The sequence below is a fragment of the Ruegeria sp. CDSB029 genome (assembly GCF_059611125.1).
Window position 1 is genome coordinate 84,191 of sequence record NZ_JBXWOX010000009.1, and the last position, 22,246, is coordinate 106,436.

22 protein-coding genes are annotated in these 22,246 nt (G+C 57.7%); 7 read left to right on the top strand and 15 right to left on the bottom strand.

Features of this window, described 5'->3' with window-relative positions; all coding sequences use genetic code 11:
- Nucleotides 1-109 precede the first annotated feature (109 nt).
- From AC2FI8_RS12730 to AC2FI8_RS12770, 9 genes are all read right to left on the bottom strand, one after another.
- The gene (locus tag AC2FI8_RS12730; RefSeq protein WP_496768509.1) at nt 110-2,563 is read right to left on the bottom strand and encodes a GcvT family protein; all 2,454 of its coding nucleotides are present in this window, start codon (nt 2,561-2,563) and stop codon (nt 110-112) included.
- 89 nt (nt 2,564-2,652) lie between these two features.
- Nucleotides 2,653-3,627: a GlxA family transcriptional regulator gene (locus AC2FI8_RS12735; RefSeq protein WP_496768511.1), complete on the bottom strand. Its 975-nt coding sequence runs from the start codon at nt 3,625-3,627 to the stop codon at nt 2,653-2,655.
- A gap of 10 nt (nt 3,628-3,637) precedes the next feature.
- Nucleotides 3,638-4,531 carry a homocysteine S-methyltransferase family protein gene (locus AC2FI8_RS12740; protein ID WP_496779360.1) on the bottom strand — a complete coding sequence of 298 codons (894 nt, stop codon included), beginning with the start codon at nt 4,529-4,531 and terminating at the stop codon, nt 3,638-3,640.
- A gap of 12 nt (nt 4,532-4,543) precedes the next feature.
- A complete protein-coding gene (locus AC2FI8_RS12745) occupies nt 4,544-5,596 on the bottom strand; it encodes an alcohol dehydrogenase family protein (RefSeq protein WP_496779362.1) in 1,053 nt (350 codons plus the stop codon).
- A 2-nt stretch (nt 5,597-5,598) separates the two neighbouring features.
- A complete protein-coding gene (locus AC2FI8_RS12750; protein WP_496779364.1) occupies nt 5,599-6,075 on the bottom strand; it encodes a cupin domain-containing protein in 477 nt (158 codons plus the stop codon).
- 18 nt (nt 6,076-6,093) lie between these two features.
- Entirely contained in the window at nt 6,094-8,544 is a 2,451-nt protein-coding gene (locus AC2FI8_RS12755; protein WP_496779366.1) for a GcvT family protein, read from the bottom strand.
- Nucleotides 8,545-8,559: 15 nt separating this feature from the next.
- Nucleotides 8,560-8,940 carry a GFA family protein gene (locus tag AC2FI8_RS12760; RefSeq protein WP_282120302.1) on the bottom strand — a complete coding sequence of 127 codons (381 nt, stop codon included), beginning with the start codon at nt 8,938-8,940 and terminating at the stop codon, nt 8,560-8,562.
- Nucleotides 8,941-8,944: 4 nt separating this feature from the next.
- Nucleotides 8,945-9,568, bottom strand: coding sequence for a LysE family translocator (locus AC2FI8_RS12765; protein ID WP_282170481.1), 624 nt, complete (start codon nt 9,566-9,568; stop codon nt 8,945-8,947).
- Nucleotides 9,568-10,137, bottom strand: coding sequence for a helix-turn-helix domain-containing protein (locus tag AC2FI8_RS12770; RefSeq protein ID WP_496779368.1), 570 nt, complete (start codon nt 10,135-10,137; stop codon nt 9,568-9,570). Before AC2FI8_RS12770 ends, AC2FI8_RS12765 begins: the two co-directional genes overlap by 1 nt.
- A gap of 129 nt (nt 10,138-10,266) precedes the next feature.
- Between AC2FI8_RS12770 and AC2FI8_RS12775 the strand changes: the two genes are divergently transcribed.
- Both AC2FI8_RS12775 and AC2FI8_RS12780 read left to right on the top strand, forming a co-directional pair.
- Nucleotides 10,267-10,536 carry a DUF1294 domain-containing protein gene (locus AC2FI8_RS12775; protein ID WP_496779370.1) on the top strand — a complete coding sequence of 90 codons (270 nt, stop codon included), beginning with the start codon at nt 10,267-10,269 and terminating at the stop codon, nt 10,534-10,536.
- Nucleotides 10,537-10,648: 112 nt separating this feature from the next.
- Nucleotides 10,649-11,038, top strand: coding sequence for an SHOCT domain-containing protein (locus AC2FI8_RS12780; protein ID WP_282170483.1), 390 nt, complete (start codon nt 10,649-10,651; stop codon nt 11,036-11,038).
- Between the two features lie 50 nt (nt 11,039-11,088).
- Here AC2FI8_RS12780 and AC2FI8_RS12785 read toward each other — a convergent pair whose 3' ends face one another.
- Together AC2FI8_RS12785 and AC2FI8_RS12790 are read right to left on the bottom strand one after the other, a co-directional pair.
- Nucleotides 11,089-11,541, bottom strand: a complete 453-nt coding sequence (locus AC2FI8_RS12785) for a GAF domain-containing protein (protein WP_282170484.1) — start codon at nt 11,539-11,541, stop codon at nt 11,089-11,091.
- Between the two features lie 53 nt (nt 11,542-11,594).
- Nucleotides 11,595-12,767 (bottom strand): thiolase family protein, encoded by a 1,173-nt coding sequence (locus tag AC2FI8_RS12790; protein ID WP_496779374.1) that lies wholly within the window; start codon nt 12,765-12,767, stop codon nt 11,595-11,597.
- Nucleotides 12,768-12,869: 102 nt separating this feature from the next.
- Between AC2FI8_RS12790 and AC2FI8_RS12795 the strand changes: the two genes are divergently transcribed.
- The 3 genes from AC2FI8_RS12795 (at nt 12,870) to AC2FI8_RS12805 (ending at nt 15,472) form a co-directional block, all read left to right on the top strand.
- A complete protein-coding gene (locus tag AC2FI8_RS12795) occupies nt 12,870-13,208 on the top strand; it encodes an STAS domain-containing protein (protein WP_496779376.1) in 339 nt (112 codons plus the stop codon).
- A 28-nt stretch (nt 13,209-13,236) separates the two neighbouring features.
- Entirely contained in the window at nt 13,237-13,698 is a 462-nt protein-coding gene (locus AC2FI8_RS12800; RefSeq protein WP_496779378.1) for an ATP-binding protein, read from the top strand.
- 196 nt (nt 13,699-13,894) lie between these two features.
- Nucleotides 13,895-15,472, top strand: a complete 1,578-nt coding sequence (locus tag AC2FI8_RS12805) for a gamma-glutamyltransferase family protein (protein ID WP_496779380.1) — start codon at nt 13,895-13,897, stop codon at nt 15,470-15,472.
- 34 nt (nt 15,473-15,506) lie between these two features.
- On the opposite strand, the gene hspQ is transcribed toward AC2FI8_RS12805, so the two are convergent.
- Nucleotides 15,507-15,833, bottom strand: a complete 327-nt coding sequence (gene hspQ / locus AC2FI8_RS12810) for a heat shock protein HspQ (protein WP_108861127.1) — start codon at nt 15,831-15,833, stop codon at nt 15,507-15,509.
- A gap of 80 nt (nt 15,834-15,913) precedes the next feature.
- Between hspQ and AC2FI8_RS12815 the strand changes: the two genes are divergently transcribed.
- Together AC2FI8_RS12815 and AC2FI8_RS12820 are read left to right on the top strand one after the other, a co-directional pair.
- Nucleotides 15,914-16,795, top strand: coding sequence for an AEC family transporter (locus AC2FI8_RS12815; protein WP_496768542.1), 882 nt, complete (start codon nt 15,914-15,916; stop codon nt 16,793-16,795).
- A 60-nt stretch (nt 16,796-16,855) separates the two neighbouring features.
- Entirely contained in the window at nt 16,856-17,437 is a 582-nt protein-coding gene (locus AC2FI8_RS12820) for a transglycosylase SLT domain-containing protein (protein WP_496726575.1), read from the top strand.
- A 12-nt stretch (nt 17,438-17,449) separates the two neighbouring features.
- Here AC2FI8_RS12820 and AC2FI8_RS12825 read toward each other — a convergent pair whose 3' ends face one another.
- From AC2FI8_RS12825 to AC2FI8_RS12835, 3 genes are read right to left on the bottom strand one after another with little or no spacing between them, the layout of a single operon-like run.
- Nucleotides 17,450-18,046: a LolA family protein gene (locus AC2FI8_RS12825; protein WP_496779382.1), complete on the bottom strand. Its 597-nt coding sequence runs from the start codon at nt 18,044-18,046 to the stop codon at nt 17,450-17,452.
- A gap of 40 nt (nt 18,047-18,086) precedes the next feature.
- Nucleotides 18,087-20,984: a DNA translocase FtsK gene (locus tag AC2FI8_RS12830; protein ID WP_496779384.1), complete on the bottom strand. Its 2,898-nt coding sequence runs from the start codon at nt 20,982-20,984 to the stop codon at nt 18,087-18,089.
- A 14-nt stretch (nt 20,985-20,998) separates the two neighbouring features.
- Entirely contained in the window at nt 20,999-22,180 is a 1,182-nt protein-coding gene (locus tag AC2FI8_RS12835) for an aminotransferase class I/II-fold pyridoxal phosphate-dependent enzyme (RefSeq protein ID WP_496779386.1), read from the bottom strand.
- Nucleotides 22,181-22,246: the final 66 nt, after the last annotated feature.

Genomic DNA, 22,246 nt, shown 5'->3' on the forward strand with positions numbered 1-22,246 from the left:
TGTTCCGGAGGGTTTGGAAACTGCGAAAACCGTGAACGGTCGCATCAAGAAAATTGATATGTACCAAGAAAACGGGGCGCCGCAGCGCCCCGTGTGTCGAACCTTGGCGCTAAACTTTAACGCGCTCGGATTTTGGATCGTACATCGGCTTGAGTGATGCCTCGGCTTTCACCTTCACACCGCAGACATCGATCTCGTAGGTCGAAGCCAAAACGTCAGCCGCTTTTTCGCCTTCGCAGGGCACATAACCCAGACCGATCGCACCGCCCAGCGTGTGGCCATAGTTGCCCGAGGAGAGGTATCCCACATACTCGCCATCCCGAATGATCGGCTCATTGTGGAACAGCAGCGGTTCCGGATCGGTCAGCTTGAACTGAACCAAGCGGTTATGCGGTCCGCTTTCCTTACGCGTAATCACCGCTTCGCGCCCGATGAAATCGCTGCCCTTATCGACCTTGACCGCAAAACCAAGACCGGCATCGACGACGTGGTCCTCGCAAGTGATGTCGTGGCCGAAGTGGCGGAAGCCTTTTTCTATCCGGGCGCTGTCCATCATATGCATGCCGCATAGTTTTAGCCCCATGTCCTGTCCGGCCTCGTGCAGGGTTTCGAACACATGTCCCGCCATGTCGGACGAGACATAGATTTCCCAACCAAGCTCACCGACATAGGTCACACGGTGGGCTCGAGCCAGACCCATGCCGATCTCGATATCCTGCGCGGTGCCAAACGGGTTGGTCGCGTTGGTGAAATCGTTGGGCGAGACCTTTTCAAGCAGCGTACGCGCATTTGGACCCATAATGGCCAGAACGCCCTCACCCGCAGTAACATCGGTGACAACGACGTTGAAGTTGCCCGCATGGCGCTGCATCCAGGTCTGGTCAGCCAAGCGGGTCGCTGCCGGGGTCACCACCAGATAAGCGGTCTCGGTCAGGCGGGTAACGGTCACGTCCGCCTCAATCCCGCCTGCGCGGTTAAGGAACTGAGTATAGACGATCTTGCCATTCGGGACCGAGTAATCGCCGCCACCGATGTAGTTCATGAATGCTTCGGCATCCGGGCCGTCAACGCGGATTTTGCCAAAGGACGACATGTCATACATGCCGACATTCTCGCGCACGGCTTTATGCTCGGCAGCCGAGTTCTCGAACCAGTTCTGGCGTTTCCAGCTGTACTGGTACTCGCGCTCCTGCCCCTCGTTCGCGAACCAGTTGGCACGTTCCCAACCCGCCAACTCGCCCATGACCGCGCCCTGTTCCAGCAGGTGATGGTGGAACGGCGTCCGGCGCACGCCACGTGCGGTGGCCTTTTGGCGATAGGGATAATGGTCGGCGTAGAGCAAGCCTAACGTCTCTTTCGAGCGCTCGAAAAGGTACTGCTTATTGCCCTGGAACGGCTGCATCCGGCTGATGTCCACGTCGCCCAGATCGAAAGGCTTTTCACCGCTGTCCATCCATTCGGCCAGCGCCATGCCAGCGCCACCGGCGGACTGGATGCCGATCGAGTTGAAGCCCGCTGCGACCCAGACGTTGTCCATCTCGGGTGCCAGACCCAGATGATAGGCGTCATCAGGGGTAAACGATTCGGGCCCGTTGAAGAAGGTATGGATACCGGCCTCGGCCAGCATCGGCATACGTTCACACGCGGCTTCGAGAATCGGTTCGAAATGGTCGAAATCCTCGGGCAGCTGGTCGAATTCAAAGGTGTCAGGAATACCGTCCATCGCCCAGGGCTTGGCATTCGGTTCAAATGCACCCAACAGGATTTTGCCTGCGTCCTCTTTGTAATACGCGCATTCATCGGGAACGCGCAGAACCGGCAACTGAGTTAAACCGTCGATATTTTCGGTAACGATGTAGAAGTGTTCGCAAGCGTGCAACGGAACATTGACGCCAGCCATCTTGCCGACCTCATGCCCCCACATACCGGCACAGTTCACCACCATGTCGCATTCGATATGACCAGATGCGCTGCCGTCATCTGCGACCCAGTCAACACCGCTCACCTTGCGGTCTTGTTTGACGATGTCGGTGACCTTCACGCGTTCCTTGACGATACCGCCCCGCTGACGGGCGCCCTTGGCCAATGCCAAGGCGATGTTGGCCGGGTCACCCTGACCGTCCAGCGGTAAGTAAACAGCACCCTTCACGCCTTCGAGGTTGATGTGGGGATACAGCTCCTGAACACGTTCATTCTCGATTTCTTCGACCTCGACGCCGAAAGCGCGCGCCATGGCCGCCTGACGGTAGATCTCTTCTTTGCGCTCTTCGGTTAGCGCAACAGTGATTGATCCACAGCGTTTAAAGCCTGTGGCCACACCGGTTTCTTCTTCGAGCGAACCATAGAGTTCCTGGCTGTACTTCGCCAGCTTTGTCATGTTCGCCGTTGCGCGCAGCTGGGCGATCAGACCCGCCGCATGCCAGGTCGTGCCGCTGGTCAGCTGCTTACGCTCCAGCAGGACAACGTCTTTCCAGCCTTTCTTGGTCAGGTGATACGCCACCGAACATCCGATGACACCACCACCGATAATGACAACACGGGCCTTGTTTGGAAGATCAGCCATTCTCATGATTCCGCTTTATGAGTTTCCACCCAAAATGACACGGAAGAGCGACACAGAATGCACGAAAAACGTCAGACCATTTGCAAAAATCAACGTTGTTTGACTTGCCGTTTTTCACGTCTCAGCACAAAGGGGGTTACGCCGAAAAAGCTTTTGTAGACTGACGAGAAACCGTTGGGAAACCCGCAGGCAAGACCAATTTCGCGAACACTCATCGTTGTGTTCAGCAGCAGGTTATTGGCCTTGGCCAGCCGCATTTCGCGGTAAAAGCCGTTTGGTGTGGTTCCGAAATAGTTCTTGAACTTCCGTTCCAGCGATCGGTTCGAAAGCTTTAGCGCTTCGACGATTTCGTTAATCGGCAGCGGGTCTTCGATATTGGCCTGCATCACCTTGATGCACTGGTCCAGTTTGGCGTCACCTGTAGCGGTGGTCTTTGATCCGGAAAATGGCTGGAGAGACGAGAAATCCCGAATGTTTTCGTGCAGCATGATGTCGGCCACGGTCATTCTTGTTGGCCCGGAAACATGACGCCCGATCACAGCCAGCGCGACATCGGTAGTGGCCTCCATCCCGGCGCAGGTCACCACGGCGCCCTGTTCTGTTGCAATCGACAGTTTGGCCTCGAACTGGGCGCGACGTTCACGCAGGAAGGACGCGTTTTCCCAGTGGGTCGACATGTCCTCGGTCCCCTGCTCGTCGATATACCGGCTTGCAGCTTCGGACAACAAAAAGACCTGTGCACCGCGGAAAGTATAATCCGACACAACACGCCCCAGCGATAGATCAGGATGATCGGGGTCGGAATTTCCGATGACGAACAAATAGTCCGCGTTGGGCTGCGACGGAATGCGCTCAGTCTGGATCGTCGCCTCGCTGCTGCTGGCGACCGGGCCACCCCTCAGAGAGCGATAGGCATAGGTGAATGGCGGGCTCGGGCATACGCGGTTGGCCAGCCGCAGCACCTCAACCAATGACGCCAGTTCCAGCAGCACATAGCCCGGTGCGACAACGATGTCGAAATGTCGCTGCGCGTTAGAAGCCGGGATGTTCGACGGCGATGGCATCACTTTCCTTTCAGACAATCCGGTGCCCGGCGGACCGCAATCGATCGGCAAGGACCTCAATGTGGTCCGGCCCGACTTCGCAGCATCCGCCAACTATTGTTGCCCCCTGTGCTACCCATTCCATCGCATGATCGGCATAAGCCTCGGGTCCAAGATCGTGGCGCTGTGTCAACACGTCGACAGTCGGCGCGTCTTTCAGGAAATCCTGTGCAATCCCGGTGAACCCATTTGCATAGGCCCCAAATGGCCGCCCCATCGTGGCGATGACCTTCAGCGCGGCGGGGACGGCCTCGGGGCGCGAACAGTTTATCAGAACAGCGTCAGGGTTAAACCGATCCACAAGAGGCGCAATATCGGCAAGCGGTTCACCGGATCGCAGCCGTGTTCCGTCATCATCCATCACAGAAAGCGCCAGCCAAACCGGTTTGCCTGCCTCCGCCGTACCACGCAGGGCCCCTTCGGCCTCTTGCACCGAGGAAACGGTTTCGATCAGGAAAAGGTCGACGTCATCGGACATGAGGTTAACCAACTCGGCAAACTTTTCGGCGGCGTCTTCCACATCAGGATTCAGATCGGGGCGATAAGACGCCAGCAAAGGACCCAGCGCCCCGGCGATGCGCCCGGAACCGCCCGTGCGCGCACGGTTCGCCTGAGCAACCGCAGCATGGACCAGGTCGGGCAGTTGATCCTCCATATCCAGACGCTCCAGCCGAGAACGATGGACCGCGTAGGTGTTGGTCGTTGCAACCGTCGCGCCACGGCGGAAATATTCGGCGTGGACCTCTTGCACCAATTCGGGATGGTCGATCATCACGCGCGTCGACCACAGCGGCGTGGGCTTGTCCCCGCTGCGTTTGACCAGTTCCTGCCCGATCGAACCATCCAGAAGCGTGATATCCGCCATTTGCCAACCTCCCTACGGAATTAGAACGAGTTTTCCCGGCAGCGCCTTGGATTGAAAGTCCTCCTGCGCCTTGGCGATGTCTCTTAGTGGATAGGTCTTGGAAACCAAAGGCTTGATGCGGCCCGTATTCATCATCTCGACAAGGCGGCCAAAGACTTCAAATGCCTGATGTGTGCAGCCATGAATCGTGATGTCGCGCAGGTAGATCTCACGCAGGTCAGCCGAAACGATTGGTCCTGCGATTGCTCCGGAAACGGCATAATGACCGCCGGGTTTCAGGGCCAGGATCAGGCCGGGCCAAACCGGGCCTCCGACAACGTCGATCGCGACGTCGAACATGTCCTTGGGCAGCGGCGCGTTGCGATCAAAGGTGTCCACGGCCCCCTGCGCTTTGACCACCTCGGCCTTGGCTGAACCCGTAACGCCCCAAACCGTCGCCCCACGCAGCGCCGCCAGTTGCACGGCAGCAAGACCCACGCCACCCGAGGCACCGGTAACCAGCACCTTATGCCCGGCAGTCACGCCAGCACGGGTCAATAGATTTTCGGCTGTGCCAAATGCACAGGGGATGGCGGCGATTTCGACATCTGACAGAGGTGAGGTCGTCACGTCGTACAGGTCGTCGGCCTGAACCAGACAGTATTGCGCAAATGCTCCGTCGATTTCAGAGCCTAATGCGATAAAGCCAGTCGGATTGCCGGGGCGTGGGCGCGGCAAGTTGATCGGGCAAGTCACCCGTTGCCCGGCTTGAAACCCGGTCTCTTGCCCTGCCAATTCGACTATCCCACATAGATCGCCACCCTGAATGCGCGGAAACGCCAACGCACCTCCCCAGCCTCCGGCATCAACATCCTGATCAACGGCGTCCGTTGCCCCGGTCACGTCCGAGGAATACCAGCCGACCCGTGTATTGATGTCGGTGTTGTTTACCCCTGCAGCCGCGACCCGAACCAGAACCTGCCCCGGACCAGGCGTTGGGACCGGAATATCCTCGCGCCATTCCAGCGCTTCGGGACCGCCGTGGCGCGTCAGGTAAACGCCGGACATTTTCGTGGGCGTGGTCATCTTTAGACCCTGTCTTCCGGATGGGCTGGAACCGGCCCCATCGGCACAATGTCGTAACGCGCGTTCAGCTCGGCCATTTTCGCCTCATCTGCAAAGTCAGCCTCGGTCATTTTTGCCAGTTCAGCCAGAAACCCGTCGAACCCCGAGGGCTGAAAGATCATCAGCATTCTGGCGGGCGCGCCATCGGCGACGCGACACGCATGGGGTACTCCGGGTGGCACATGCATGGTTGTGCCGGGCGTACAGCGATGCCAGTCGCCATCAACGTAGAATTCCACCGCGCCTTCCAGAAAGTAAAAAGTCTCAGCGTGGGTATCATGGCGATGAAGGCCAAGCGCGAAGCTGGCCTTCAGATTGTCTTCCATAAGCGTGTATGCGCCATCCGTGTCCTGGCCGGAAACTTTCACAAAAGTGTGGTCGTTTTCCCAGTCATAGTTGGGACCCTCACCGGGTCCCAGTTTGGCGTATCGTTTGCTCATGGTGGTCTCCGTGAGAGTTTAAGCGCGCAACCGCTCGTTCTCAGGATCCCAGAGCGGCTGATCCTGCTCTACCACGGCGCGGCACTTTTGGCCGTAGATTTCGACTTCAAGCTCGGTGCCGGGGTTGGCAAGCTCGGCCTTGACCATGCCCAGCGCGATGGACTTGCCGACGCGGTAACCCCATGCGCCCGAAGTGGTCTCGCCCACGATCTCGCCGTTCTGCCAGATGCAGGACATGTAGGGCGCGTCGCAGTCTCCTGCATCCACTGTAATGGTGACAAAGGCCTTTTTTGCGCCCTGCTGCTTTTCGTTCAGGATCGCGGCCTTGCCGGGGAAGTCCTGCGGCTTGTCGAGTTTGACGAACCGCTCCAGCCCACCTTCCAGCAGAGAGTAGTCGGTCGACAGGTCACCCTTCCATGCCCGATAGCCTTTTTCGATACGCAGTGAGTTCAGGGCATACATCCCGAACGGCGTGGCACCGGCGCCGATGATCGCGTCATAGATCGCAGGCATATGCTCGTTCAGGGCATGCACTTCCCAGCCCAGTTCACCGGCAAAAGAGACGCGGATCAGGTAGGCGGGCTGGCCAGCAACGGTGGCGGACTGGTGGGTCAGCCAACCAGTGGTCAGATCGGCGTCCGTCAGGTTCGACAGGATCTCGCGCGATTTCGGGCCCGTGACGATCAGAGTATCACGCGAGGTTGTCACGTCCTCGATCGACACACTGGCAGGCATTGCGTTCATCAGGATGTCACGGTCATGCCATTGCGCAGTGGCGGCGGTGATCATGACGAATTCGTCCTCGCCCAGACGGATACAGGACATCTCGGTCAGAATGCGGCCACGATCATCAGAGACATAGATGAGGTTCATCCGGCCAACCTTTGGCAGCCCTCCGGTTGCGAGACCGCGCAACGCCTCAGCGGCGCCCTCTCCCTTGACCACGAAGCGCGAGAAGCCTGGCAGATCCAGCACTCCACAATCATCTCGCACGGCCTCGCATTCTTCTTGGATCCGCTGCTCCCACGGGCCGGACCGACCCCAGGTATGGGTTGCATCAAGCGACGTGTCATCGCCCGGCTTCGCGAACCAGTTGGCCCGCTCCCATCCGTTATAGGCACCCATCACGCCGCCCAGCGCTTTGACCTTGTCATGCACCGGTGACAGTTTCTTGTCGCGCGCCGCGGGCCATTCATGATGAGGGAAATGCATGGCGTATTCGTTGCCGTAAACTTCCAGACCTTTCTGGTTGCAGTAGTCCTGATCTGTGTAATCGGTGTAGCGACGCGGGTCGACGGCCCACATATCCCATTCGGTCGCGCCATCGACGATCCATTCGGTCAGCACCTTGCCTGCACCACCGCCCTGAGCGATGCCGAAGGTGAATGTGTGTGCCTCGAACGCGTTTTTCACACCGGGCATTGGGCCGATCAGCGGCAGCCCGTCCGGCGCATAGGGGATCGGGCCGTTGATCACACGGCCAACGCCGGAGGTCGCCATCAACGGCACCCGCTCCATCGCGTCAGTGACGATATCCTCGATGCGGTCGAGATCGTCATTCCACAGCTGGAACGAGAAATCCTCGGGCATAGCATCGTCTTCAGTCATCCAGTGGCCCTTGCAGTTAGGCTCATACGGACCAAGGTTGAAGCCATTCTTTTCCTGCCGCAGGTAGTACGAGATATCCACGTCGCGCAGCAGTGGCAGTTTCTTACCACCGTTCGCTTTGGACCATTCTTCAATTTCTGGAACTTCGTCCGTCAGCAGGTACTGGTGGCTCATCACCATCGCGGGAACTGTGCGGCCGCCAAAGGGCTTGAACCACTCTCCCACGCGCTGCGCGTAATACCCAGCGGCGTTCACAACATAGTCGCAGGCTATATCGCCTTTGTCGGTGTGTACGGTCCAGGTGCCGTCGTCGTGCTGAGTTACGCCAGTTGCCGGGCAAAAGCGGATGATCTTCTGGCCCATGTCACGGGCACCCTTGGCCAGTGCCTGTGTCAGCTGCGCCGGATCAATATCACCATCGGTGGGATCGTACAGAACGCCTTCAAGATCGTGCGTCTCCAGGAAAGGATAGCGCTCTTTAGCTTCTTCCGGGGTCCACATCTCCATCGGGATGCCTTGATAGCGTCCCATCGCCATGGCGTGTTCGAACTCTTGCATCCGCTCCTTGCTGTGCGCAAGACGGATCGAGCCTGAAACGTGGTAGTTCATCGGATAGTCGACCTCTTCGCCCAAACGCGAATACAGCTCGGTTGAGTACCGCTGCATGTTCATGATCGCCCATGAATTCGAGAAGGTCGGAACGTTACCCGCCGCGTGCCAAGTCGAGCCAGCGGTAAGTTCGTTCTTTTCCAGCAGAACACAATCAGTCCAGCCCTTCTTGGCCAGATGGTACAGCGAGGAGGCCCCCACCACACCGCCACCGATAACAACCACGCGGGCTTTTGTCGGAAAATCGCTCATTGGTCTTGATCCTTGTTACTGTGCCCGTTGGGGCAGATCGTCTGTGATGTCGTAGTAATCGCCCTTGTCGGCGACAAAGATATGCTTCGAGAGCGTTAGACCCGTGGGCTCGCTGAGCGCACCCATGGAAATTGAAATCGTGTCCTCGTCATTGTGCTGCCAGAAGAGGAACGAGCCGCAGGAACGGCAGAAACCGCGGCGGGCGGTGTCCGAAGCGCGGAACCAAGTCAACGTATCGCTGGCGGTGAAGCTCAAGTTATCCTGATGTGTCCAGGTCGAAGACCAAACATGGCCGGACTGCTTGCGGCATTGACCGCAATGGCAGGCCGAAGGCTGTGAAAGCTCTCCGTCAATCGTGAACGCGACTGCGCCGCAGAGGCAAGAACCGTTTTGCATCTGATTACCCCCTAGCTGCGGGCGTGGAGCTGGCACCCAGCAACACGCCATAGATGATGAAACAGGCGGCCATGACACGACGCACCCAAGTGTTGAAAACCGCTCCCAGCGCCGCTTTGCCCATCAATGTGCCCATCAGGGTGAACCCGGTATAGCTGAGCGTGGTAATGACCAGCGCCGTGGGCATGATGACGACCATCTGCTGCCAGATCGGCACATCCGGTTGCACAAATTGCGAAAAGGCGGCGAGATACCCTGCCACGCTTTTAGGATTGATCGTCGCAACCGCCAGTGCGTGTAGATACACGTGACGCGCAGGGCGTTCGGTAACTGGTGCCGGACGCGTGGCATTCATCCAACCGCGAACCCCAACCCAAATCAGGAACCCTGCACCAACCAGTTTGGCGATGAAAAACCCGGTTGGGGAGGCTGCGATCAACGCGGTCACACCTAGTGCTGACAGAATCAAAAACGTGCTGGCCTGCGTCAGAATCGCCAAAACACCTAGCATCGCCTTGGGAAACGGCAGGCTCATTCCGTTCGAGATGCAGTTTACCGCATTCGGACCCGGAGTGGTGACGAACACCACCCAAAACAGCGCGAATATGGTCCAGGCTTCAAAGCTCATCAGTACACCGGCGGAGCGATAACCCAGATGGCCACTGCGGGCTCATCATAGGGGTTCGACCATTGATAGGGTTCATGTTTGATCCGAAAGCTGTCGCCGGGGCCGACCGAAAACTGGCGCCCACTGATCGTCAGTGCCAACCGCCCTGACACCATGTACCCTACCTCCTGCGTTGGTCGGTTGGCCAGGGTTTGCATTTTCGATCGGGGCTTGAACGTGGAATGCACCATTTCGAAATCATCGGTCAGATCGGGCGACAGCAGTTCTTCGATCAACCCTTCCTCACCGGACCCCATCGGGCGGCGCGTTCCGGCGCGCACCACATACCCCTGCTCATCTGCCGGAGCGGAGGAATGCGCGAACAGCATCGACATCGGCACGCCCAGACATTCGGCAATCTGGCGCAGGTCGGAAATTGAGGGGTCGGATTTGTCGCGCTCGACTTGGCTAAGCCAACCTACAGAACGACCCAGACGTGCAGCGATCTCGGTCAGCGTCAACCCACGCGCCTTACGCAAAGCCCGAAGATCGGCTCCGAGTGTGGCGCTGTGCGGGGCTTGGCTGTTCACTGAACGCTCCGAAGTTTGGTGAAATTTTCTCCTCGTTTTTCACGATGCATTGATTCCGTGAAAAATCCAAGATTTTTTTCACTTGGGTCCACGACATCGTTTGGATATCCGTCAACCATGTGGATTGCGGTGATTTATCTGTGGGTCGTCAACACCCTGACTTTGCTTGCCTTTGGCTGGGATAAGCTGCGGGCAAGACGGCGGAAAGGGCGTATCCCGGAACGAAACCTATTGTGGTTGGCGGCGCTGGGCGGCAGTCCAGGCGCATTGCTGGGGCGGTGGATTTTCAGACACAAAACCCGCAAGCGGCTGTTTTCATACTACATCTTTGGGATTTTCGGCGCTCAGGCTGTCCTGGCCTATCTTCTGGCGGCCTTGGAATTGCCCAGCCTAGTCTAACGCGAGAATTCCATCAGGGATTAGGTGCTAACCATTTGGGAAACTGTCTGCTACACTCCAATTCTATCTGAATATGATTATTCTTACGCATTCGCAAAGGGTTGAATGACAAATGGACAACGGCATCGGTTTCTTCGACATAGTCTGGTCAATCTTCTGGCTGTTCCTGATGGTGGCCTGGTTCTGGGTGATGATTTCGGTTGTGGCCGATGTCTTCCGCTCTAAGGACCTCAGCGGCGGTGGAAAGGCAGTCTGGATCGCCTTTGTCATCCTGATTCCTTGGATGGGCGTTCTGGCTTACCTGATCGTTCGCGGCGACAAGATGCACCAGCACAACACCGAGGCCATGAGCCAGATCGAACAGGCGCAAAAGGACTATATCCGCTCAGTCGCGACCGTATCTGCTGCGGATGAGCTGGAACGGCTTGCTGCGCTCAAGGAAAAAGGCGTTCTGACGGATGAGGAATTTGCAGCGCAGAAAGCCAAGCTTCTGAGCACCTGATAGGAAGCACACACTAATCAATATGGCCGGGGGTACGCCCCCGGCCATTTTTACTTGGCGAATACGCTGGACAGAATTCCGATCAGTTGCCTTGCGTCTTGTTCATTGAACGCGTTGGGTTGATCACTGTCGATATCGAACACCGCAATGACGTCACCGGCGGCGTTGTGCACAGGCAGCACCACCTCGGATCTGGTCGAAGATGCGCAGGCGATATGGCCCGGAAACGCATCCACATCCGGCACCAACTGTACCTCGCCCGTACGGGCGGCAGCGCCACAGACACCGCGGTCGAACGGGATGACCAGACAGCCGTGCCCACCTTGATAAGGTCCAATCTTCAAAAGCCCCGGCTCGGTGACCCGGTAGAAGCCTGTCCAGTCAAATCGATCATCGGAATGATGCACCTCGCACGCGACTGTAGCCATCAGGGCCACGTCATCGGTTTCACCCTCGGTCAGTGCGGCGATGGTCTTGGCAAGTGTATCGTAATCAGCTGTCATGTCGGAACTCGTGGCAGGGCTTTGCGCCGGAGTATTTGGAAAAAGGTGAAGCGTCAAACGCGTTCGATGGCGATCGCCGTTCCTTCGCCGCCGCCGATGCAGATGGCCGCCACCCCGCGTTTCAGGTTTCGCTTTTCCAACGCGTTCAGCAGGGTGACCATGATCCGTGCACCCGACGCACCAATCGGATGCCCAAGTGCGCAAGCCCCACCATTCACATTGACGATATCGCGGGGCAAGCCCATCTCGTTCATGAACGCCATCGGCACGACGGCAAAGGCTTCGTTAACCTCCCACAGATCGACGTCTTCTTTCGACCAACCGATGTTGGTCAGCAGTTTCTGGGCGGCTGGAACTGGTGCGGTCGTAAACAGCGCTGGAGCCTGCGCGTGGCTGGCGTGGCCGACAATACGGGCGCGGACGCTCAGGCCCTGCGCCTGTGACGCGTCCTCCGATGCCAGCACCAATGCAGCCGCGCCATCCGATATCGAAGAGGAGTTTGCCGCCGTAACAGTGCCATCCTTTCGAAAGGCTGGCTTGAGCGTTGGGATTTTCTCGGGCCGCGCCGAGAGTGGCTGTTCATCCGTGGCCTGAGTGACCTCGCCCTTACGGGTGCGGACCGTAACCGGCGTGATTTCATCCGCGAATGCGCCGTTTTCCTGTGCGGCCAGCGCATTTGATAAAGAACGCAGTGCATATTCGTCCTGCGCTTCGCGTGTGAACTGATAGGCCTCGGCACAATCTTCGGCGAATGTGCCCATCAGGCGACCTTTGTCATAGGCGTCCTCGAGCCCGTCCAGAAACATATGATCCATTGCCTGCGCATGACCCAATCGCGCGCCTTCGCGCATTTTGGGTAAAAGGTAGGGGGCATTCGTCATGCTCTCCATCCCGCCTGCGATCATTGTATCGGCATGCCCTAAAGCGATCTGGTCATAGGCCATCATGGCCGCTTTCATGCCCGATCCGCACATTTTGTTGAGCGTCGTGGCAGGAACGTCTTCGCCCAACCCTGCCGCAAAACCGGCCTGGCGCGCGGGCGCCTGGCCCTGTCCGGCAGGCAAGACGCACCCCATCAGAACTTCGTCGACAATCTCTGCCCCTGCACCCTGCAGCGCGGCCTTGATCGCAACGCCGCCCAGATCGGCTGCTGTCACTGTATCGAACATCCCCTGAAAACCACCCATCGGGGTACGTGCTGCGCCAGTGATAACGACTTGTTTCATTTGGATGCTCCTCCGCTTTTCTACTGAGATGGATACCGAATGGTAAGAATTGCCGTCTAGCGTATTTCTACGAGTGATTTTTAGTTTAGAGAGCCCGCGCGCATGGCCCTGACCAGTAAAACAACAGACGCAACGCAGATTATAACGGTGCATTCTGACCGTATTGATGCCGCAATGGCCATTCAGTTCAAGGAAGACATGCGCAATGAAGCCGACGGTGGCGCGCCGCGCGTTGTCCTGGACCTGACGGGTGTCGAATTCATCGATTCAAGCGGCCTTGGGGCCATCGTCGCGTCTATGAAGCAACTGGGCAGCAACCGCAGACTGGATCTGGCTGGGCTACACCCTTTTGTCGAAAAGGTGTTTCGGCTGACCCGTATGGATACGGTTTTCAATCTTTACCAGACCCTGGACGACGCCCTTGCACTGTCGGCGGAATGAATTCACGGATTGAATAGGCGCGATGTCCATGGGGAATGGGAACTGCTTGGATCTGAGCTTTGCTGCCACCGAAACCGAAGCCAGAGTTGGCATCGCCCAGCTTAGCAAAGGGCTTGAGGTGGAGGGCCTGCCGTCACACAAGGCGAGCGACGTTAAAATCGCGCTGGCCGAGGCGATCAACAATGTGGTCGAGCATGCCTATGCGGGCGTCACTCCGGCCAAGGTCAGGGTGCATTGTCGGCTGCATCAAAACTGGCTGGATATTCTGATCTCTGACACTGGGAATCCTCTGCCCGGATTTCGCGTGCCGGATGGTGTGCCTGCGCCTTTGGGATCGACGCTCGATGAGTTACCCGAAGGCGGGTTTGGCTGGTTCCTGATCCATGAACTGACCAGCGACATTCGCTATGAGCATCGCAATGGCTGCAACCGGTTGTCACTGCGGTTTGACTTCCCAAACCGCTCCGCCGGACTCAAAAAGGCCACATAAAGGCCCCGATCGCACCATTGGCGCGCCGCAAACAAAGGGCAAAAAGATATCTGTAGCTCAGATAGCTTCCCTCGGCGCCTAGTGTCACAGCCCCCACCCAGTGAACGGCGCCGAGGATCTCCCTTCCCGCTGATGTGACTAGACAATCCGTGACCGCGCTTTACGTTCGGCGTGTTCAAAAGGGGAAGGCAAACCTATGCGGGATTTTCACACTCCAGGCCGGTCCGAAGTTTTGGCTACCGAGGGAATGTGCGCCACATCGCATCCTCTAGCCGCGCAGGTTGCCGTAAATATCCTGCAGCAAGGCGGCAATGCCATGGACGCCGCCATCGCAGGCGCTGTGCTGCTGGGCATTTGCGAGCCGCAGATGACGGGCATCGGTGGCGATTGCTTTGTCCTTTTCAACCGCGCAGGCGAAGATCAGATACGCGCCCTGAATGGGTCCGGACGCGCTCCAGCCGCAGCCAATGCGGACAAGTTGCGGGCCAAGGGGCTGAATACAGTGCCGTTGAACACACCCGATGCGGTAACAATTCCCGGTGCGATTGATGCCTTTTGCCATCTGGCAGAAACCGAGGGCAGGCTTGGGCTGGATGTGATACTGGCACCTGCCATTCACTATGCCGAAGCCGGTGTCCCGGTCGCACCCCGGGTCGCCTATGATTGGAAAACGGGGGCCGACACGCTGCAGGGGGCTGCACGCAGGCATTATCTGACTGACGGCAAAGCACCAAATGTAGGCCAGATCTTTCGCGCGCCGGGGCAGGCAGAGGTCCTGCGCCAGATTGCACGCAATGGCCGTGATGCCTTTTATTCCGGTGAAATTGCGCAGGATATGATCGACGCCCTGACGGCATTGGGCGGAGTTCACACGGCTCAGGATTTTCTGGCCACGCAATGCACAGAAACCCAGCCCCTCAGCGGAAGTTACAACGGCATTGATCTGGTCGAACACCCGCCAAACGGACAGGGTGCGACGGCGATCCTGCTTTTGAATATCCTGAAAAACTTTGACCTAGCGGGCCTTGATCCGTTTGGCCCCGAACTCATACATCTTGAGGCCGAGGCTTCGAAACTCGCCTATGACGCGCGCAATCGGTTCATTGCGGACCCAGATCACACAACCCACGCTGAACGGTTCCTTGACCAGACGGTGGCCGATAAACTGGCCGCGTTGATTGACCCCAAGCGCGCCATGCCGGCGGCAGCCCCGCTACCCGAGTCCATTCACAAAGACACAGTCTATATCACGGTTGTTGACCAAGATCGGATGGCCGTCTCGCTGATCTATTCCATATTTCATAGTTTCGGGTCCGGTATCGCATCAGAAAAGTACGGGACATTGCTGCAAAACCGCGGCTCAGGCTTCAACCTGAGCGCCGGTCACCCAAACGAGCTTGGCCCAGGCAAACGCCCGATGCACACGATCATTCCCGGTATGCTCAAACAGGATGGCCGGGTGATCATGCCGTTTGGCGTGATGGGCGGAGCTTTTCAGCCAACAGGCCATGCACGCCTATTGTCCAACCTCACGGATCATGGGTTGGGTTTGCAGGCTTCTGTAGACGCCCCGCGCGCCTTTGCAGACGGCGGCGTTCTGAAACTTGAGCGCGGAATCTCGCACAGCACAGCTCAACAATTGTGCGATTTGGCGCACAAAGTTGAGATACCAGAAACACCCCTTGGCGGGGCGCAAGCAATCCGAAGCCGCACAGATGGCGTTCTGGAGGGCGCAAGCGACCCCAGAAAAGACGGTTGTGCGTTAGGCTATTGACCACCAAGGCGCGCAATCTGGCGCACCAAATTACTTAGTTCAAATTAAAGTGCAGCGGGTACGCGCCATTCTCAAAAGGACCGAACATGTCAGGAATATCAGGATGCTCAACCGGTTCCCCGGATTGGTCCGCAACCAGATTTTGTTCTGAAACATAAGCCACATAGAAGGATTGATCGTTTTCTGCCAGCAGATGATAAAACGGTTGATCCTTGATGGGGCGGCTGTCCTCGGGAATGGCCTGATACCACTCTTCCGTGTTGGAAAATTCCGGGTCCACGTCAAAAATCACCCCTCGGAAGGGATGCTTTTTATGGCGGACCACCTGTCCCAGGCGGTACTTGGCATTTGTCTTCAGCATTTTTTCAGCCCCCAGAGATCTTACTACCTCTTTCCGGGCCGGAATGCCAATCATTGATCGGAAATTAAAGGAAACAGTCTGTGAACATCCTACTGACAGTGTTCGAAATTGTGGCACCGGTCTTCCTGCTGGCAGGCATCGGATTCACCTGGGTCAAACTTGGTTTTGAGTATCGTTTGGAGTTTGTGACGCGCCTTGCCGTGACGCTGGCCGTGCCCAGCCTGATCTTTGTGGCGCTGATGCAAACCGAGATTCCGGCAGGAGAACTGACCCGTTTCACGTTAGCTGCGATTGCGGGTCATGTTGGGCTTGCCGTGGCGTTTGGCGTTTTTGTTCGCCTTTCAAACCTGGACCGTCGCACTTACCTTTCGCCGCTTATTTTTGGGAACACTGGCAATCTGGGCCTGCCGCTGTGCATTTTTGCGTTTGGCCAGGCAGGCCTTGGATTTGCAGTCATTTTCCTGGCCATTACCGCCCTGTTTTCCTTCACCTATGGAATTTATCTGGTCGCTGGAAAGGGTGCATTCGGCAAAGTTGCGCGCGAACCGATGGTTTGGGCGACCCTGCTTGGAGCTTTGTTTCTTTGGCAAGACTGGGAAACGCCACTGTTCCTGACCAATACGCTAGAGCTGCTGGGCCAAATGGCCATTCCTATGATGTTGATTACAGTTGGCGTGGCAATTGCAAGGCTGACAACGCGCAAATTGGGTCAGGCGATCTGGCTATCAGGCCTTAAACTTCTTGTCTGCTTTGGGCTGGGCTGGGCAATCGCGCGCGTCTTTGATCTGGATTCCATCGCCTTTGGAGTACTAGTCCTGCAGATGTGCACCCCAGTCGCGGTTACATCGTACCTGCTAGCCGAGCGGTTTGACGCGGATTCGGACGCGGTTGCCGGGATGGTCATGGTGTCAACGGTGCTGTCTGTGGGCGCTTTGCCCTTAATTCTAGCGATTGTTCTATAACGATTGTGATTTCCTAAACTCTCAATCTGCGCTAGAATAAAGAAAAAAGGCACGAGGCACATGAGCAGAATTTTCTTTGTACTCCTTGGGGTGCTGCTTTTGGCATCCTGTGGTGGCGGGTCCAAACAGCCACCGAGCAGACTGAACGACGCGTGCAGCATTGCGCGCGAACGGCCCGACTTTATCAAGGCGTTCAAAAGCACCGAGCGGAAATGGGGCGTCCCGATTCACGTCCAAATGGCGACGATCTATCAGGAAAGCCGCTACAAGCACGACGCACGAACGCCGCACCAATACGTTCTGGGTGTGATCCCGATGGGCCGTCAAAGCAGCGCCTACGGTTTCAGTCAGGCGCTGGACGGCACCTGGGATGAATATCGTAAAGAGACCGGCAAGCGTCGCGCCAAGCGGGACCGCATCCGCGATGCGTCAGATTTCATCGGCTGGTACATGAACAAAACCCATCAGCGGAACGGTATTCACCCCACAGATACGCGCAACCAGTATCTGGCCTATCACGAGGGGCACACCGGCTTTGCCCGCGGCAGCCATAACAGCAAATCCTGGCTGTTGAACGTCGCCAATGACGTGGATGCACGCGCCAAGCTCTATCAGGCGCAGCTGGCGAACTGCCGCTATTGACAAGATCGCGGGTCAGCGATTGCCTGACCCGCTTCTTTTTGATCTTGAAAACAGATCGTTGCTGAGATTCCCGCCGGTATTCAACTGACCCAGCAGAACGGTCGTCTGACTGCCGGCGTTGTCGTGAATAACCCATTTGCGCAGCTCAATCGGGTCCCCTGTGAACATCAGCTCAATCCGGCCCGATTCAGGGTTTTTCGGGTCCCGAGCCGTGACAACCGTAGCCGTTCCATCAAAGTCATGGGCGACCACCATATTCGCCTGCCCCAAGTTGACGTTGCGCGCCAGCACCAGCGACAGGGGTGTGCGTTTCAACGGATACTGTTCGGGGGGCTGGTTAGATTTCGGATCAAAGATCTGCACCGTACCTGCGCGCGCCAGAACCACAGCGCTGTTGGGCGGGTCATATTCGAACCGCATCTTACCGGGGCGTTCTATCCACAGCTTTCCGGTGCTCAGCGAGCCGTCATCGTTGACTTGTGTAAACGTGGTCTCAACGGTTTTGAGGCCATTGAGGTAGTTTGAGATTTGGGACAACGGCAGCTTATCAGCCGCCCAGGCCGCAGGCGCGGCGAGTGTCAAAGCAAGGGCAAAGGCAATCTGTTTCATAAGTTCCCAGATAAGCGCTCTGCCCTTGTTATTAAATATCCTATTGTTCAGGTACGAGGATTTCGCGTTTCCCGACATGATTTGCCGACGAAACAACGCCTTCATCCTCCATTTGCTCAACAAGTCGCGCAGCTTTGTTGTAGCCAATGGCAAGTTTCCGCTGAATGTACGAGGTCGAGCATTTGCGATCCTTAATCACGATCGCCACCGCCTGATCGTATAGCGCATCTTCCCCGTTGGTGTTGCCACCGGTGTTGAGGCCCAATACGGCATCGATGTTGTCGGCTTTATCCTCGGATGGGCCGTCCAGTACGGTGTTCACATAGTCCGGTGGGCCGAACTGTTTCAGGTGGTTGACGATTTCCTCGACTTCCTCGTCCGAAACAAACGGGCCGTGGCAACGGGTGATCTTGGCACCACCGGCCATGTATAGCATATCGCCCTGCCCCAGCAGTTGTTCGGCACCCATTTCACCAAGGATGGTGCGGCTGTCGACTTTCGAGGTCACCTGGAACGAAATCCGGGTTGGGAAGTTCGCCTTGATCGTACCGGTGATCACATCGACCGACGGGCGCTGTGTTGCCATGATCAGGTGAATGCCCGAGGCACGCGCCATCTGCGCCAGCCGCTGGATGCAGGCCTCGATCTCTTTGCCCGCGACCATCATTAGGTCCGCCATCTCATCAACGATGACGACGATGTAGGGCATCGCTTCGGGCGCGAATTCTTCTGTCTCGAACATTGGCTCGCCGGTTTCATCGTCGAACCCGGTCTGCACCGTGCGGCTGAACATCTCGCCCTTAGCCAAGGCATCCTTCACCCGACCATTGTAGCCGGCGATGTTGCGGACGCCCATCTTGGACATCTTGCGATAGCGGTCTTCCATCTCGCCCACGACCCATTTCAGGGCGACAACCGCCTTTTTCGGGTCGGTCACAACGGGCGACAGCAGATGCGGAATGCCATCATAGACGGACAGTTCCAGCATCTTGGGGTCGATCATGATCAAGCGGCATTCGTCCGGTGTCAACTTATATAGCAGCGATAGGATCATGGTGTTGATCGCGACCGACTTACCGGAACCGGTTGTCCCCGCAATCAACAAGTGGGGCATCTTGGCCAGGTTTGCGACCATGGATTCGCCGCCGATATCCTTGCCCAGCGCCAGTGGCAGCGCGTGGTTGCCATCGCCAAAATCACGGCTTGCAAGAATTTCGCGCAGCACCACCATCTCGCGGTTTTCATTGGGCAGTTCGATCCCGATCACCGAGCGCCCCGGTAGGGTCGAGACACGGGCCGACAGCGCCGACATCGAACGCGCGATATCGTCGGCCAGACCGATAACCCGGCTGGCTTTCAGGCCCGGAGCAGGCTCAAGTTCGTACATGGTAACAACCGGGCCGGGGCGGACGCTAGTGATCTCGCCCTTGACGCCATAATCGTCCAGAACGTTTTCCAACATGCGCGCGTTTTCTTCCAATGCCTCATCGCTGAGGTGATGGCGCTGAATGCTGGAAGGGTTGGACAGCAGGCTCAGCGGCGGCAGCTCAAAGTCCGAATGCCGGTCTTCAAAGGACAGCCCAGGCTGCGCTTCGGCCTGGGCACGACGCGACGGCGCAGGCGCGCGACGCACGGGCTGCGCCACCACGGGCTTGCGCGGTTCGGCCACTGGAATTTTCATCGCAGGGCGCGGGGCCGGTTCGGGCTCGGGCGTGTCTTCAAATACGGCCTCATCCTCATAGACGGGCTCGGGCGCAAAATCCTGATGCAGGGGTTCTTGCTGCCACTCGGGTTCAGGTTCTGCTGTCAGCATCGGCTCGGGTGGCAGTCCGTCCAAGGTCATCGGTGGTTCGGGCGGAAGCTCTTCCCCGCCTCTGGCGTTCAGAATCAACGGGTCCGGTCCGCGGCCACGCCCCTTGGTCAAAGGCAGGGTTGGGTCGACTTCAGGTTCCATCTCACCGGTAGCCACCTTACGGTTGCGCACGGCTGCGGAAATCTTGGACTTGATGCGATCTTCACCAGGCATTTCATCAAATCCGGCAACCGGGTCCCGGTCGAGCAGTTCCGGTTCCGGCATCGGATCCGGACGGCGGATCAGGCTGGGCATCCGTGCCAGAAGGCCTGGTTTGACGGGCTCGGGTTCTTCGAAATCCGGCTCTTCGAACATCGGATCGGCATAGGCCATATCATCGTCAAACACGGAATCGGCGGCCTCAGCGCGGGCGGCTTTACGCTCGTCCCACTGCGCCCGGCGATCGCGTGCGGCCTGCGCGGTGACTGATGCACTGCGACCCAGAAGGTTCATCAGCATGTCATAGGACATCACAAGACCCAGCAGGAAGGCGCGCAGACCCTTGCGCACGTCGGCCTTTGTGAACCCAAGAACGAATGTCCCTAATGCCAACATGCCAGCTGCCATCGCCAGCGACATCAGTTTGACCATGAAATGTGACGAAATCGGCAGCAGTGTCAGCAACGCTCCCATTACGGTATCACCGAACAAGCCCCCCAGACCAAAGCTGTGGGTCGTGCGCCAGGCCTCGCCCGGCACCAAAGTCGCGGCGTAGACAGAAACGATGGCAATCCAGATCGGCGCAAAGATAAGGCGGGCCACTGCGCGTTCCTCACCGAAGTGCCCCGCAAAGCGTACGCCCCAGCCAATCAACACCAGCGCGATGCTCCAACTGCCCCATCCGACGATCATGAACAGTGGCGCGGCGATCGACGCACCGATCCGCCCCATCCAGTTCTGCACTGGCGCGTCTGTCGACACCATCCAGTTCGGATCATCCGGCGTGTAGGACCAGATCATCGCGGCTGAAGCCAGCCCAAGCAGGATCAGGGCGATCCCGATCAGTTCCTTGCTGCGCCGTTCGATGGCGGCCTGTGTCGTGCTGTCCAGCAATGGATCGCGGTTGCGCGCGTTATATGATGCCATTTTGCCCTCGTACCTCACGAATAGATGCAGTCACGGAGCGTAATCAGCCCCTGCCGCAACTCTGTTTTTGGGGCCACCATTGCGACCCGGATAAATTGTTCGCCCGGGTTTTGCCCCGGATCACCTTGAGAAAGATATGCGCCCGGCAAGACCCGAACTCCGGTCTCCTGCCACAGCCTTAATGCCGTTTCTTCGCCATTTTCGACCGGCAGCCACAGGAAAAACCCGGCTTCAGACGGCATATAGCCCTGCACGCCCGCGAAAACCTCATCCGCAATGGTGTATTTTTCCTGATACAGCGCGCGGTTCTCGACAACATGCGCCTCATCTGCCCAAACTCTTGCGGCGGCAGCCTGCAAAGGTAGCGGTAAAGGCGCACCTGCGTAGTTGCGTAACTGCTTGACCCGTTTGATGGTCTCGGGACCACCAGCGATCAGGCCCGAGCGCAGACCAGCCAGATTGGACCGCTTCGACAGTGAATTGAACAAGGTGATCCGCTCCGGATTGGCCCCTAGTTCCTGCGCAACGGTCAGTACACCGGTTGGTGCCGTGTCACGGTAGATCTCGGAATAGCACTCATCCGCGAAGATGCGGAAATCATAGGTCTCGGCCAGTTGGATCAGTTCGACCCAATAATCGCGCGAGGCGACTGCGCCCTGCGGGTTCGCGGGAGAACAGATGTAGGCCGCCACGGTGCGGTTCAGAACATCCTTTGGTAGCCCCGAATAGTTCGGCAAGTGACCTGTGGCGGCAGTTGCGGATACGAATACAGGCTCGGCACGAACCGACAGCGAGGCCACCATATAGACCTGGTAGAATGGATTCGGGCACAGAATGGCGGGCTTTTCGCCATTTTTCTGCTCGGGGCACAGTGCCATCGCCGCGTTGTACAGGCCTTCGCGTGTGCCGTTCAACGCCATCACATTGGTGTCGGGGTCCATCGAAACGCCATAGCGACGATCAATCCAGCCTGTAATCGCTGAGCGCAATTCGGGCGAACCTTCATTGGGTGGGTATCCCTGAAACCCGGCCGCGTTTTCTGTGATCACATCGGTAACCCACGCCGGAAAATCATGCATCGGCGCACCAATGGTCATGTGAATCACTTCGCCACCCGGCTGGTGATGATCCAACAGGGTGCGCAGACGCGGGAATGCATATTCCGGTAGGTCCGAAAACCGTTCGGGGAAATTCATAACTACTGCCTCAATACCGGGATCATTTCGCCCCGTTTTAAAGACAGGTTACAGGTCGCACCCGGT

Coding starts and splice junctions, on each gene's coding strand:
- AC2FI8_RS12805 (WP_496779380.1), top strand. CDS start 13,895: ATGCGGGATTTTCACACTCCAGGCCGGTCCGAAGTTTTGGCTACCGAG.
- AC2FI8_RS12800 (WP_496779378.1), top strand. CDS start 13,237: ATGGGGAATGGGAACTGCTTGGATCTGAGCTTTGCTGCCACCGAAACC.
- AC2FI8_RS12745 (WP_496779362.1), bottom strand. CDS start 5,596: ATGACCACGCCCACGAAAATGTCCGGCGTTTACCTGACGCGCCACGGC.
- hspQ (WP_108861127.1), bottom strand. CDS start 15,833: ATGCTGAAGACAAATGCCAAGTACCGCCTGGGACAGGTGGTCCGCCAT.
- AC2FI8_RS12825 (WP_496779382.1), bottom strand. CDS start 18,046: ATGAAACAGATTGCCTTTGCCCTTGCTTTGACACTCGCCGCGCCTGCG.
- AC2FI8_RS12785 (WP_282170484.1), bottom strand. CDS start 11,541: ATGACAGCTGATTACGATACACTTGCCAAGACCATCGCCGCACTGACC.
- AC2FI8_RS12760 (WP_282120302.1), bottom strand. CDS start 8,940: ATGCAAAACGGTTCTTGCCTCTGCGGCGCAGTCGCGTTCACGATTGAC.
- AC2FI8_RS12835 (WP_496779386.1), bottom strand. CDS start 22,180: ATGAATTTCCCCGAACGGTTTTCGGACCTACCGGAATATGCATTCCCG.
- AC2FI8_RS12790 (WP_496779374.1), bottom strand. CDS start 12,767: ATGAAACAAGTCGTTATCACTGGCGCAGCACGTACCCCGATGGGTGGT.
- AC2FI8_RS12735 (WP_496768511.1), bottom strand. CDS start 3,627: ATGCCATCGCCGTCGAACATCCCGGCTTCTAACGCGCAGCGACATTTC.
- AC2FI8_RS12765 (WP_282170481.1), bottom strand. CDS start 9,568: ATGAGCTTTGAAGCCTGGACCATATTCGCGCTGTTTTGGGTGGTGTTC.
- AC2FI8_RS12820 (WP_496726575.1), top strand. CDS start 16,856: ATGAGCAGAATTTTCTTTGTACTCCTTGGGGTGCTGCTTTTGGCATCC.
- AC2FI8_RS12740 (WP_496779360.1), bottom strand. CDS start 4,531: ATGGCGGATATCACGCTTCTGGATGGTTCGATCGGGCAGGAACTGGTC.
- AC2FI8_RS12795 (WP_496779376.1), top strand. CDS start 12,870: ATGGCCCTGACCAGTAAAACAACAGACGCAACGCAGATTATAACGGTG.
- AC2FI8_RS12750 (WP_496779364.1), bottom strand. CDS start 6,075: ATGAGCAAACGATACGCCAAACTGGGACCCGGTGAGGGTCCCAACTAT.
- AC2FI8_RS12780 (WP_282170483.1), top strand. CDS start 10,649: ATGGACAACGGCATCGGTTTCTTCGACATAGTCTGGTCAATCTTCTGG.
- AC2FI8_RS12730 (WP_496768509.1), bottom strand. CDS start 2,563: ATGGCTGATCTTCCAAACAAGGCCCGTGTTGTCATTATCGGTGGTGGT.
- AC2FI8_RS12755 (WP_496779366.1), bottom strand. CDS start 8,544: ATGAGCGATTTTCCGACAAAAGCCCGCGTGGTTGTTATCGGTGGCGGT.
- AC2FI8_RS12830 (WP_496779384.1), bottom strand. CDS start 20,984: ATGGCATCATATAACGCGCGCAACCGCGATCCATTGCTGGACAGCACG.